Consider the following 13,045-nt stretch of genomic DNA (forward strand, 5'->3'; position numbering starts at 1 on the left):
CCGGTAGACGGGCCCCTGCACGTTGTCCTTGATGACGACGGAGGCGAGGGCGGGCGATGCCCAGGAGAATGTCCTCGTCCGTCATGGCGGTCGCCCTCCTCGTAAGCCTTGTGGCCCGTGGGGTTCCAGCGCGTCCACAAGACCTCCCCCCCCCGCCTACGGGGCTCTTGGAACCGAGCGGCGCCCGGCTGGACGCTGACGAGGGTCGTCTTCAGAACTCCGCCGAGCCCGCCGCGTGCCCAGGCCAACCGTGGTCACGAGACGGGCTCTCCGAGATCCAATCCACTACACCCACGTTCGGCACGCACCGCCACGGAGCCGTCCGGGTGACCCGGACCGTCTGCCTCGCCGTCAGGCAAGGACGTCGACGGCCCGGGCGACGGAGATGTCTTGCGCCCGTTCTGTTTGCGCGGGCATCCCGACCTGCGAGCTGCCCCCGGCGGGCACGCGCAAGATGCCATCGGCCGCACGCGGTCGCCGTCCGCACGCAACTCCGGGCGTTCCGGAGCGAGCGAATACCCCGAACGGATGGCCACTGGCCTCCGGGAGCGCGGTTTGTCGGCCACCCGGGAACCAGTCTGTTTGTCTTGGGCGGCGAAATCAGCCTGCGCTGCGGTGCGGTGCGATGCGATGGATGAGGACAGATGAGTCAGCTGGACTTGGCGCGGCTGCAGTTCGCGATGACGTCGATCTACCACTTCCTGTTCGTCCCGGTCACCATCGGGCTCAGCCTGCTGACCGCGACGCTCCAGACCGCCTGGTACCGCGGCGGGCAGGTCGCGTACCTGCGGCTGACGCGGTTCTTCGGGACCCTGCTGGTGATCAACGTCGCCGTCGGCGTGGTGACCGGCCTGGTCCAGGAGTTCCAGTTCGGCATGGACTGGTCGGGCTACTCCCGCACCGTCGGTGATGTGTTCGGGGCGCCTCTGGCGATGGAGGGCCTCGCCGCGTTCTTCCTGGAGTCGACGTTTCTCGGGCTGTGGATCTTCGGCTGGGACAAGCTGTCAAAGCGCGTCCATCTGGCGACGATCTGGGCGGTAGCAGGGGGCAGCGCACTGTCCGCGCTGTTCATCATGGCCGCGAACTCGTGGATGCAGCACCCGGTCGGCTACCAGGTCGACCCGTCCACCGGCCGCCCGCAGCTCGATGACGTCTGGGCGCTGTTCACCAACCCCGTCTTCCTCCGCGGCTACCTGCACGTACTGCTGGCCGCACTGGTCACCGGTTCGATGGTCATGCTCTCCGTTTCCGCCTGGCACCTGCGCAAGGCCCTTCGCGATGACAAGGGCGGCACCGAGGACCAGACCCAGTCCCAAGCCCAGACCCAGTCCCAAGGCCAGGACGACCCGACGGCGATGAAGGGGGAGGCCGCCGGCTTCCGGCTGTCAGCCCGTCTGTCGCTGTTCGTCCTCGTGCCGGCCCTGATGTTCGCCATGCTCGTCGGGAGTGAACTCGGCGTGACCGAGGGCAAGTACCAGCCGATGAAGATCGCAGCGGCCGAGGCGCAGTGGGAGACCTGCCAGCCCTGCTCCTTCTCCCTCTTCCAGATCGGCGGCGGCAACAACGACCAGACACCCACGCAGATCCTGGAAATCCCCCACCTGCTGTCCCTGTTGGCCACCAACCACTGGAACGGCAAGGTTCTCGGACTGAACGAGGTCAACAGCCAGTACCAGAAGGCCTACGGGCCGGGCGACTACGTGCCCAACGTCTTCATCCAGTACTGGTCGATGCGTGTCATGGCCTACCTCGCCTCGCTCGCCCTCCTCCTCGGAGTGTGGGGTCTGTGGCTGCTGCGCCGCGAACGGCTCACCCGCTCACGCTGGTTCCTGACCGCGGCGGTGTGGGCCGTGGTGCTGCCGTTCCTCATCAACACCTCCGGCTGGCTCCTCACCGAGAACGGACGCCAGCCCTGGATCGTGCAAGGCATCCAGTTGACGAAGAACGGGGTCTCCTCCTCCGTCAGCACCACCGAGGTCGCCATCAGCATCGTGGCCTTCTTCCTCCTCTACGCCGCGATGGCCGTGATCGCGGCCGTGCTGATGACGCGCCACACACGCAAGGGCACCGGCCCCCTGCACCAGGACGACCAGCCCGCAACCGAGATGACCTACTGAGGTCACGAGCCACCCGGAAGGCCCGCGATGGCATTCACCACCCTCTGGTTCATCCTCGTCGCCGTGCTGTGGACAGGCTTCTTCGTCCTGGAGGGCTTCGATCTCGGAGTCGGCATGCTCCACGGACTGCTCTCCCGCAAGGAATCGAGCCGCCAGGCCGTTCTTCACACCATCGGACCCGTATGGGACGGCAACGAGGTCTGGCTGGTCACCGCCGGTGCCGCGATGTTCGCCGCCTTCCCCGGCTGGTACGCCACCCTGTTCTCCGGCTTCTACCTCGCCCTTGTCCTGCTGCTGGCCGGACTCATCGTCCGCGGCATCGCCATCGAGTACCGCGGGCGGGTCGACAGCGTGCGATGGCGACGAAGCTGGACGGTCCTGCTGACCGTCGGCAGCGTGACCGTGCCCCTGGTGCTCGGCATCGCCCTCGGCGACCTGCTGCACGGCGTACCCATCGGCCGCGACCAGGAGTACGAGGGCACCTTCGCCGACCTTTTCACCGGCTACGGCATCTTCACCGGCATCACCCTCACCGCCCTCTGCCTCCTGCACGGCGCGACCTTCCTCGCGCTGAAGACCAGCGGGGACATCCGCGAGAAGGCCCGCAGGCTCGCCCGCCGCATCGCCGTGCCCGCCGGCCTGGTGGTCCTCGCCTTCGTCTTCTGGACACGCTCGCTCGCGGGCGGCGGCATCCTCCTCAACCTCGCCGAACTCGCCGCCGTCCTGGCCGTCGTCGCCGCGGCCTGGCTGATCAGCGGCGGCCACGACGGCTGGGCGTTCGGCGCCACGACTCTGGCGATGGCCGCGACCGTGGCGTCACTCTTCGCCGAGCTCTTTCCCAGGGTCATGGTCTCCAGCACGAGCGGCGCCTTCGACCTGACCGTCCACAACACCGCGTCCGGCCCTTACGCCCTCAAGGTCCTGACCGTGGTCGTCCTCGTCCTGCTCCCTGTCGTCCTCTGCTACCAGGGCTGGACCTACCACGTCTTCCGCCAGAGGATCTCCGCCGACCATTTCCCCACGCAGGGACAGCCTGCTACGCCGTCCACGGGCAGGCCGGACCAATGAGCCCGGCGCGTTCGTGATGCGGATCGCTGTATCTCGGCTCATCCAGCCCGGCGCTGTTGGGCTCGCAGGCAGAGACTGATCTTGTCGGCTCGCCCCCAAGGTCCCATCAGGGGCCGGCCACGCATCGGGCGCCACTGAGTCCTTCCCGGTAAGGGAAGGACTCAGAGACCAAGTTGTTGACCGCCGCGTGCGTCAGCAGCCGGTGCCGCGGTGGATCTGGTCCGCTCGTTCCCATGGGTCGCACCCTTGTCGTCCAAGGTGCGGCACGCGTCGGCGATGTCCTGGCTCAGACGGTCGATCTGCTCGCGGCTCAGGGTCTCCTTCTGGATCCGCAGGGGATGCCGGTCGCGATTCCGGCCACCTCTGGTTGCCAATGGATCAGGGGCAGGCGTATGCGTCTGTGCGTGCAAATGGCGGGGGCGAGCGCGCCGGATCGCCCTCCGTATTGCTTCCGTCAAAGCCTTGCGGACACCGGGTCCCCGGTCCTTGGCCCCGGGGGGAGGGGGGTTACAACCGGTTGCCGCTGCTTCTGTTCGCCGTGAGCGCGCACAGGGCGCCGAGGACGACGGCCAGGGCGCCGATGATGATGCTGTTGAGCGCGACTCCGGTGTCCGGGCTGTTGCCGACGATCCACGGCGAGATGATCATCCAGGTGCCCATCGCGCAGATCGCCCAGCTCAGGCCGTACATCCTCCCCGGCGTGACGGTGAATCCAAGAGCCAGCACGCCGATCGCGATTCCCATGATCAGGTTGTGCGTCGCCAGGTCGGGCTGGCTCGTCGTGTAGTGGAGTACCCACGGGGACACGGCGCAGTACAGGCCGAGCAGGAACACCGGCCCGTCCACGAGCGCCACGTCGCGACCACCGATCACGCGCTCGTACCGCGCGCGCATCTCGGATGCATCCGGGTGGCTGGTGATGTCGCCACCGGCATGTGAGACGTCGGCCATGACTCGTCTCCTTCGATCTGGTCCGATCTCCACGGCCCGACCGCGCCCGAAGCACCGCGCGGTCGGCGCCGCGCACCACCATTCTGCGCTTATTTCATCCTTATGTGTAGAGGTGTCGCTTACCTGACGATGCGGGCGACCGGACCGGCGGACCCGTGGCTCCGCCGGGCCCGCGAGGCCGTGTCAGGGGGCGATGAGCAGGCGGGCGATGGCGCGGCGTGCCCGGGTCGGCGCCTGTGGGTCGCGGTGCAGCTGGATCGACTGGTCGGCCGCGAGGATCACTCCGCCCAGCTCGAAGACGAGCTGGTCCACATCGGTGCGCTCGGGAAGCTGGCCGGTCTCGACCGCCGTGGTCAGTTCCGCCGAGACGTACGCCGTCCACGCGTCCAGCGCGGCCAGGACGGCGTCGCGGACCGGGCCGGGGCGGCCGTCGAACTCGCTCGCCACCGAGGTGAGGAAGCAGCCCCCGTGCCCTTCGTCCTCGGCCATGTAGGCGATCCACTCCTCGAAGGCGCGCGTCAGCCGCTCCGTGCCGGGCCTGGCCCCGACGGCCCGTGCCGGGACCCGTAGCCGGAACCGCTCGACCGCCGCGTCCAGTACGGCGAGCTGGAGGGCCTCCTTGCTGCCGAAGTGGCCGATCACGCCGGCCTTGCTCATCGTCAGATCGGTGGCGAGGCGCCCGATGGTGAGGCCTTCGAGGCCCTCGGCGGAGGCCAGTGCGAGGGCGCTCCCGATGATCCGGTCGCGGGTGGCGGCGGTTTCGGCGACGGACTTGCGCGGACTCATGCGGCCAGCTTAACCTAACGACCGTTCGCTATTAGCTTACGAACGTTCGTTATCTATAGCGAGCCCCAGTACAGCTCCGTGCCGGTGCCAGGGGGCATCCACGGACGCCCGAAGGGACTCATCCGTGAAGATCCACCACCTGAACTGCGGTTCCCTGCGAACGATCGACAGCGCGGAGGGAAGCCTCCCCGCGGTGTGTCACTGTCTCCTCGTCGAAACGGACCGCGACGGCCTCGTCCTGGTCGAGAGCGGCATCGGTACGGCCGATGTGGCACGGCCCGAGGAGAACCTCGGCGCGGACTTCCTCGGCCGCGCCCAGCCGGTCCTGGACCTCGCCGAGACCGCGCTGCACCAGGTCACCAACCTCGGCTTCCGGCCCGAGGACGTACGGCACATCGTGCTCAGTCATCTCGACCTCGACCATGCCGGCGGCCTGCCCGACTTCCCCTGGGCCAAGGTCCATCTGAGCGAGGCCGAGCACCGCGCGGCCATGGCGGCACCCGGCGCCCACCCCGAGGACCGCGTCCGCTACCGCCCGGCCCAGTGGGCGCACCGGCCGCACTGGGTCACGTACGCGGAGCCCTCGGGGGACCCCTGGTTCGGGTTCGACGCGGTCCGGCCGCTGGAGGGCCTGGACGCGGAGATCCTGCTCGTCCCGCTCGGCGGCCACACCCGGGGCCACAGCGCGATTGCCGTCGAGGACGCCGGGCGCCGGCTCCTGCACTGCGGTGACGCCTACTACTTCCACCGCGAGATCGACCCCGACCGCCCCCAGGGCCATCCCGGCATGGACATCCTCCAGCAGATCACCGAGGTGGACCGGCCCCTGCGGCTCGCCAACCACGCCCGGCTGCGCGAACTGGTCCGCCTGCACGGCGACGAGGTCGACGTCATCAGCGCCCACGACCCCTGGGAACTGGCCCGGTACACGGGCGGGGCGGAGGGCACGGGCAGCCGGTGAGGACGGCCCGGCGCCCGCGGTCCCCTGGTCAGAGCATCCTCCGGCCGCCTCCTCACCCGATCGAAGGATGATCGCTCCCCGGCCAATCCGTTCAGGCCTCAGCTCCGGAATACCTCCGAGAGCTCCGACAAGGAGCCGGGTGGGAGGAGACCGATGAGGCACAGGTCCGCAGACGCTTCGGACAGCGGCGCCGGGCGCACCGGGCGGGAACGGCAGGGGGCGCGCCGTCGTACGGCCGTGATCGGCGGGGGAGTGGCCGGTCTCACCGCCGCGCACGTGCTCAGCCGCGTCGGGCCCGTGGCGCTGTACGAGGCGGACGACCGGCTCGGCGGACACGCGCACACCCACGACCTGACCTCGTCCGACGGACGCCTGCACCGCGTCGACTCGGGCTTCATCGTGCACAACCACCGCACCTACCCGAACCTGCTGCGGCTGTTCGCCGAACTCGGCGTCGCCACCCAGGAGTCCGAGATGAGCATGTCGGTGCGGTGCGAAGGATGCGGACTCGAGTACGCGGGCGCGCGCGGCCCCGCAGGACTGTTCGCCCGGCCGCGCAACGCGCTGCGCGGCTCCTATCTGCGGATGCTCACCGAGGTGCCGGCCTTCCACCGCGCCGCCCGCCGCCTGCTGGCCGAGGGCGGCGAAGACACCCTCACCCTGGGCGAGTTCCTGGCCTGGCAGCGCTTCTCGCCCTATTTCACCCGGCACTTCATGACCCCGCTCGTCTCCGCCGTCTGGTCCTGCGACGCGGCCACCGCCCGCCGCTACCCCGCCGCCTATCTGTTCCGCTTCATGGAGCACCACGGCATGCTCTCGGTGGGCGACTCGCCGGTCTGGCGCACCGTGACGGGCGGCTCCCGCTCCTACGTCGACCAGCTGGCCAAACAGTTCGACGCGGTGCACACCTCCACCCCGGTCCGGTCCGTGCGCCGCCACGCCGACGGGGTGGAGATCACCACCGAGGACGGCACCACCGCCTCGTACAACTCCGTGGTCATCGCGGTCCACCCCGACCAGGCGCTGCGGCTGCTCGCGGACCCCAGCCCGGCCGAGCGCGAGGTGCTCGGAGCCTTCCGCTACTCACGCAACACCACCCTCCTGCACACCGACACGGCACTCCTGCCGCGCGCCACCGGGGCCCGCGCCTCCTGGAACTACCTGATGCCGGACTGCGACACCGACGCGGACCGGGTCCGGGTCAGCTACGACATGAACCGCCTCCAGCGGCTGGACGCGCCCGAGACCTATGTCGTCACCCTGGGCGGCCAGGACCGCGTCGACCCGGCCCGGGTCCTGGCCCGCATGGAGTACGAACACCCCGTCTACACCCCCGAGTCCGTCGCGGCCCAACGCCGACTCCCGCCGCTCAACGGCCCGGTGACCGCGTACGCCGGCGCCTACCACGGGTGGGGCTTCCACGAGGACGGCTGCCGGTCCGGCGTCGAGGCCGCCGCCGCACTGGGGGTGACCTGGTGATCGACACCCCCGCCCTCTATCCCTGCACCGTCGCGCACATACGCACCGCACCCACCCGGTACGGGCTCCGCCACCGGACCTACATGTGGCTGACGGACCCCGACCGACCGCCCGAACTGCCCTACCTCATGCGCCCGTTGGCCCGGTTCGATCCCCGCGACCACTTCGACGGCGACCAGCCGAGCATCCGGGCCGGCCTGGACCGCTTCCTCGCCTCGCACGGCGTCGACCTGCACGGCGGCCCGGTGGTGATGCTCGCCCACGCCCGGGTCCTCGGCCACGTCTTCAACCCGCTGACCCTGTACTGGTGTCACGACCCGGACGGCACCGCGCGCTGCGTCGTGGCCGAGGTGCACAACACCTACGGCGAACGGCACTCCTATCTGCTGCGCCCCGACGGCAGCGGGACCGCGCGGACACGCAAGGAGTTCTACGTCTCGCCCTTCTTCCCCGTCGACGGCGCGTACCGGATGCGGCTGCCCAGGCCCGGCAGCCGGCTCGACCTGACGGTCCATCTGGAACGCGAGGGTGCCCGGCCCTTCACCGCCACCGTCCGCGGGACCCGCCGGGCCGCGACCGCCGGCGCGCTGCTGCGCCAGGCGCTGCGCAACCCGTGGTCCACCGCCGCCGTGTCCGCCGCCATCCGGCTGCACGGCATCCGCCTGTATCTGCGCGGACTGCCCGTCCAGCCCCGCACCCCTCACCGAGCCCAGGAGAACGTGAAATGAGGACTGCCGAGTCCTGCCCCGTCGCGGCACCACGACAGGACACCGACCCGGACCGCTGGCCGGACGTGGTGACGCCGCCGGACACCTCGCGGGCCCGCACCGCCGTCACCCGGGCCCTGCTGCGCCGGGCGCTGGAACGCCTGCCCCTGCAGGCACGGTTCGCCGACGGAACCCGCGTCGGCGCGGGCGGCCCCGTCATCGAGATCCACGACCCGGCCGCCTTCCACCGCCGCATCGGCGCCCAGGGCCTCATCGGCTTCGGCGAGTCCTACATGGCGGGGGAGTGGGACGCGCCGGACCTGGTCGCCGCGCTCACCGTGCTGGCCGGGAACGCGGCACAGCTCATCCCGGCCCCGCTCCAGAAGCTGCGGGGACTGTGGGCTCTGAGCCGGCCCGACGTGCAGCGCAACACCCCGACGGGCGCCCGCGACAACATCAGCCGCCACTACGACCTGTCCAACGACCTGTTCGCGCTCTTCCTCGACGACACCCTCAGCTACTCGGCGGCCCTCTTCCGGGGCTTCCCCGCCACCTGGTCCCTGCTGGCCACCGCGCAGCACCGCAAGATCGACCGCCTGCTGGACCTCGCCGAGGTCGGACCCGGCACCCGGCTCCTCGAAATCGGCACCGGCTGGGGAGAACTGGCGATACGGGCCGCCGCGCGCGGCGCCCAGGTCACCTCGCTCACCCTCTCCGGGGAGCAACAGGCCCTGGCCCGCGAGCGGGTACGCGCGGCAGGACTCGACGACCGGGTGAGCGTCGAACTGTGCGACTACCGCGAGGCCGGGGGCACGTACGACGCCGTGGTCAGCGTCGAGATGGTCGAGGCGGTCGGCGAGGAGTTCTGGCCCGTCTACTTCGCCACCCTCGACGCACGGCTCGCCCCCGGCGGACGCGTCGCGCTCCAGGCGATCACCATGCCGCACGACCGCATGCTCGCCTCGCGCGACACCTTCACCTGGATCCAGAAGTACATCTTCCCCGGCGGACTGCTGCCCTCCGTGGAGGGGGTGGACGAGGTGACCCGCGCCCACACGTCGCTGCGCACCACCCGCAGGGACGCCTTCGGGGCGCACTACGCGGAGACCCTGCGCCTGTGGCGCGAACGGTTCACCGAGCGGGCGGACGAGGTCGCCGCCCTCGGCTTCGACACGACCTTCCGGCGCATGTGGACCTTCTACCTCGCCTACTCCGAAGCCGGGTTCCGCTCCGGCTATCTGGACGTCCAGCAGTACCTGTTCACGAAGGAGGACCCCACCCCATGAGCACCGCGCCCGCCGCCCGCACCGCTCGACGCGGCGCCGCCCACCGGCTCGCCGCACTGGCCGAGGACGCGCTCGGCGGACCGCTCCCGCTGCGGCTGCGCGCCTGGGACGGCAGCGAGGCCGGACCGCCCGGCACCCCCGTCGTGGTGGTGCGTTCACGACGCGCCCTCAGACGGCTGCTCTGGCAGCCCGGGGAACTGGGCCTGGCCCAGGCCTACATCACGCGCGACCTTGACGTCGAGGGCGACCTCGCACAGGCCCTGCGGGTGATGTGGGGCGCCGTACGCGAACGCGGTCTGCACACACCCCGGCTCACCCTCGCCGACCGGGCCCACGCCGCCGGAGCGGCCCTGCGCCTCGGGGCGGTCGGACCCCGGCCCGCGACCCCCGCCTCACAGGCCCGCCTGCGCGGCGGCCTGCACAGCAGGTCCCGCGACCGGGCCGCCATCAGCCACCACTACGACCTGTCGAACGCCTTCTACCGCCTGCTCCTCGACGACACCATGGCCTACTCCAGCGGCTACTGGACGAGCGACGACCCCGCCTTCGGCCCCGCCGACGCCCAGCGCGCCAAGCTGGAGCTGATCTGCCGCAAGCTCGGTCTGGTGCCGGGAGCCCGGCTCCTCGACATCGGATGCGGCTGGGGCTCCCTCACCCTGTACGCGGCCGAGGAGCACAAGACACAGGTCACCGCGGTCACGCTGGCCGCGGAACAGGCGGCGTACGTACGCGAGCAGGTGCGGGAGCGCCGGCTGGAGCACCTGGTCGACGTGGTGTGCCAGGACTACCGGGACATCGAGGGAGGCGCCTACGACGCGGTCGCCACGATCGAGATGGGCGAACACGTCGGCGACGCCGAGTACCCGGCCTTCGCCGCCTCCCTGCGCCGGCTGGTGCGTCCCCAGGGGCGCGTTCTCGTGCAGCAGATGTCCCGGGGATCCGTCGCCCCGGGCGGCGGCGCGTTCATCGAGGCGTACATCGCCCCCGACATGCACATGCGGCCCCTGGGCGAGACCGTGGGACTCCTGGAGGGCGCCGGTCTCGAGGTGCGCTCCGTGGAATCGCTGCGCGAGCACTACGTCCGGACGGTCGCGGCCTGGCACCGCACCCTGGAGGAGCGCTGGGACGACTTCGTGCGGCTCGTCGGGGAGGAGACGGCGCGCGTGTGGCGGCTCTACCTCGTCGGCGGGGCGCTCGCCTTCGAGGAGCGCCGCATGGGCGTCGATCAGATCCTGAGCGTGCGGCCCACCCCCGCCGGGGTCAGCGGCATGCCCGCCGTGCCGCGCGCCTGGTACCCGGACACGGACGAGCGATGAGCGGCTTCCCCTGGGACGCGTTCGCCCAGAACCTCGCTCTCGCGGCCGCCGCGGCGCTCGCCGTCATGCTCGCCACCTTCGCCGTCGCCGTACGCAGGGGCCTGCACCGGATCGTGGACGTCGCCTGGGGGATCGGGTTCACCGCGGTCGCCCTCGTCACGTTCCTGGCGTCCGCCGGGGAGGGCGACGACGCGCGGCGCGTGCTGGTCACGGTCCTCACCTCGGTGTGGGGACTGCGGCTGGCCGCGCACATCGCGCGGCGCGGCCGGGGGCACGGCGAGGACCCGCGCTACGAAGCCCTGCTGGCCAGGGCCCCCGGCAGCCGTGACCTCTACGCCCTGCGCATGGTGTATCTCCTGCAAGGGGCGCTGGTGTGGCTGGTGTCGCTGCCGGTCCAGGCCGCGCAGTACGTGCCGGGGCCGCTGACCGGCCTCGCCTGGACGGGCACCGCGCTGTGGGCGGTCGGCCTGTTCTTCGAGGCCGTGGGCGACGCCCAGCTCGCCCGCTTCAAGGCCGACCCCGCCCACCGCGGCCGCGTCATGGACCGCGGACTGTGGAGCTGGACCCGCCACCCCAACTACTTCGGCGACTTCTGCGTGTGGTGGGGCCTGTTCCTGCTCGCCTGCGACAGCGCGCCGTCGGCGGCGGTGTCGGTGGTGTCACCGCTGGTGATGAGCTACCTCCTCATCAACGGAAGCGGAAAGCCGATGCTGGAACGCCACATGGCCGAGCGTCCGGGTTTCCGCGAGTACGCGGAGCGCACCAGCGGCTTCTTTCCCCTGCCGCCGAAGCGTCGTGGCTGAGCGGTCCGGAGTTTCCCGTTCGGCACCGCGGCGTCGCCTGTGGGTCCCCTCCCGCCGGAGGGGACCCACAGGCGGTACGGCGAGCACCTCGTGCCCTCACCGGTGCAGGGGTGAGGGCACGAACGCTCAGGCGGGGAAATTCAGCAGAGCCAGCGGACCGGAGGTGGGCTCGGCCGAACCGCCGGCCGGCTCCACCGTGATCCCCATGCCGGACGCGCCGTCGACGGAGCCCTCCATCAGCACGGCCTCGGTGGTGCGGCCGGGGTCCATCAGCCCGGCGGACCGCATGGCGCCCGCGTCGGCGAACCACAGCTGGTAGACCTTGCCGCTCGGCGGCCTCGCCATCCGCGACGCGATGAACACGGCCTGGTCCCGGCTCTTGGACACCACGACCGTTCCGGTCGCGCCGTCCCCCAGCGTCGCCGTACGTGCCTTGGCGTCGGGGGCGGCGAGGACCGCGGCCACCTCGTTCGTACGCCGCTCGGCCTGGCGGGCCTGCTCCTGGGCGTCCTGGGCGCGCTCGTGCTGCCACGCCGCCGTACCGCCCAGCGCGGCAGCGGCGGCCAGGACGGCGGCCAGCGCCCACCGCGCGGGCCGGCGCCCGCGGGCGCCGGCGCGTCGGGGCGCCGTGAGCGGAATCGCGCGCGGCCCCTCCTGGCGGACCGTGGTGATCCGCCGCATGACCTGGTCCTTGAGGGCCGGGTCCGGCGACGCGGTGACGGCCAGGCCAAGCCGCGCGGCCGCGGCGGTCAGTTCCCGGACCTCCTGCGCACAGGCCTCGCAGTCCGCGGCGTGCCGCTCGAACCGTTCACGTTCGTCGTCGGCCAGCGCGTGCAGCGCGTACGCGCCGGTCAGTGTGTGCAGGTCCGTCGTGGTCACGCCGTCACCCCCAGGCAGTCACGCAGTCGGATCAGGCCGTCGCGCAGGCGGGTCTTGACGGTGCCGAGGGGAAGCGCGAGCAGCTCCGCCACCTCCCGGTAGGTCAGTCCGCGGTAGTAGGCCAGCGTCACCGACTGGCGCTGGAGCTCCGTCAGGGTGCGCAGACAGCGCCGCACCTGCTCACGTTCCAGACGCGCCTCGACCTGCTCGATCACCTCGTCGAACTCGGGCGTCCGGTCGAGGAGAGCGGCCTTGTGCTCCCGCGCCGCCGAGGCCTCGACCGAGCGCACCCGGTCCACGGACCGCTGGTGGGCGAGGGTGAGGACCCAGTTCGTCACCGAGCCGCGCTCGGGCCGGTAGCGGGCGGCGGTCCGCCACACCTCGACCAGCACCTCCTGGGTGACCTCCTCCGACTGCGCCCGGTCGCGCAGCACCCGGCGCACGATGCCGAGGACGGGTCCCGCCACGACGTCGTAGAGCGCGGCGAACGCCTGCTGGTCGCCCCGGGCGACCCGGGCCATGAGATCCGGCAGGTCCGGCTCCGCAGACGGGCTTCTCCCGATCTCCACGGCTTCCTTCACGGTGTGGTCCTCCAGGACGCGTTGACGGTTCGGAAGTGATCCGAAGCCGGTCGGGCGGCGGATTGGCCCGGGGCCGGAAAGATCCGGACGGGCCGGGACGCATGGGTGCGC

Annotated in this window: 12 protein-coding genes; 8 read left to right on the top strand and 4 right to left on the bottom strand. The window is 71.3% G+C overall.

Annotated features, from left to right (window positions below; translation table 11 throughout):
- Positions 1–644: 644 nt before the first annotated feature.
- Entirely contained in the window at positions 645–2,117 is a 1,473-nt protein-coding gene (locus OOK38_RS30495) for a cytochrome ubiquinol oxidase subunit I (RefSeq protein WP_266755307.1), read from the top strand.
- 27 nt (positions 2,118–2,144) lie between these two features.
- A complete protein-coding gene (gene cydB / locus OOK38_RS30500) occupies positions 2,145–3,185 on the top strand; it encodes a cytochrome d ubiquinol oxidase subunit II (RefSeq protein ID WP_266755305.1) in 1,041 nt (346 codons plus the stop codon).
- 507 nt (positions 3,186–3,692) lie between these two features.
- Here cydB and OOK38_RS30505 read toward each other — a convergent pair.
- Positions 3,693–4,136, bottom strand: coding sequence for an SPW repeat protein (locus OOK38_RS30505; protein WP_266755303.1), 444 nt, complete (start codon positions 4,134–4,136; stop codon positions 3,693–3,695).
- 183 nt (positions 4,137–4,319) lie between these two features.
- A complete protein-coding gene (locus tag OOK38_RS30510; RefSeq protein WP_266755301.1) occupies positions 4,320–4,922 on the bottom strand; it encodes a TetR/AcrR family transcriptional regulator in 603 nt (200 codons plus the stop codon).
- A 124-nt stretch (positions 4,923–5,046) separates the two neighbouring features.
- Here OOK38_RS30510 and OOK38_RS30515 point away from each other — a divergent pair, with 124 nt between their 5' ends.
- The 6 genes from OOK38_RS30515 (at position 5,047) to OOK38_RS30540 (ending at position 11,474) form a co-directional block, all read left to right on the top strand.
- Complete coding sequence (locus OOK38_RS30515) at positions 5,047–5,883, top strand: MBL fold metallo-hydrolase (protein ID WP_266755300.1); 837 nt, start codon at positions 5,047–5,049, stop codon at positions 5,881–5,883.
- A 153-nt stretch (positions 5,884–6,036) separates the two neighbouring features.
- Positions 6,037–7,362: an NAD(P)/FAD-dependent oxidoreductase gene (locus OOK38_RS30520; protein WP_266755298.1), complete on the top strand. Its 1,326-nt coding sequence runs from the start codon at positions 6,037–6,039 to the stop codon at positions 7,360–7,362.
- Positions 7,359–8,090, top strand: a complete 732-nt coding sequence (locus tag OOK38_RS30525) for a DUF1365 domain-containing protein (protein ID WP_266755297.1) — start codon at positions 7,359–7,361, stop codon at positions 8,088–8,090. The genes OOK38_RS30520 and OOK38_RS30525 overlap by 4 nt, the downstream gene beginning before the upstream one ends.
- Positions 8,087–9,355 (top strand): cyclopropane-fatty-acyl-phospholipid synthase family protein, encoded by a 1,269-nt coding sequence (locus tag OOK38_RS30530; RefSeq protein WP_266755296.1) that lies wholly within the window; start codon positions 8,087–8,089, stop codon positions 9,353–9,355. Before OOK38_RS30525 ends, OOK38_RS30530 begins: the two co-directional genes overlap by 4 nt.
- Positions 9,352–10,671: a cyclopropane-fatty-acyl-phospholipid synthase family protein gene (locus OOK38_RS30535; RefSeq protein ID WP_266755295.1), complete on the top strand. Its 1,320-nt coding sequence runs from the start codon at positions 9,352–9,354 to the stop codon at positions 10,669–10,671. Before OOK38_RS30530 ends, OOK38_RS30535 begins: the two co-directional genes overlap by 4 nt.
- Positions 10,668–11,474 (top strand): DUF1295 domain-containing protein, encoded by an 807-nt coding sequence (locus tag OOK38_RS30540; protein WP_266755294.1) that lies wholly within the window; start codon positions 10,668–10,670, stop codon positions 11,472–11,474. The genes OOK38_RS30535 and OOK38_RS30540 overlap by 4 nt, the downstream gene beginning before the upstream one ends.
- Before the next feature lie 126 nt (positions 11,475–11,600).
- Here OOK38_RS30540 and OOK38_RS30545 read toward each other — a convergent pair whose 3' ends face one another.
- Positions 11,601–12,353 carry an anti-sigma factor gene (locus tag OOK38_RS30545; protein ID WP_266755292.1) on the bottom strand — a complete coding sequence of 251 codons (753 nt, stop codon included), beginning with the start codon at positions 12,351–12,353 and terminating at the stop codon, positions 11,601–11,603.
- On the bottom strand, positions 12,350–12,934 hold the full coding sequence (locus OOK38_RS30550) for a sigma-70 family RNA polymerase sigma factor (protein WP_266755291.1): 585 nt from the start codon (positions 12,932–12,934) through the stop codon (positions 12,350–12,352). The genes OOK38_RS30545 and OOK38_RS30550 overlap by 4 nt, the downstream gene beginning before the upstream one ends.
- Between the last annotated feature and the right edge of the window lie 111 nt (positions 12,935–13,045).

Origin of the sequence: Streptomyces sp. NBC_00568, from assembly GCF_026341855.1 — a bacterium.
Classification (GTDB): Bacteria; Actinomycetota; Actinomycetes; order Streptomycetales; family Streptomycetaceae; genus Streptomyces.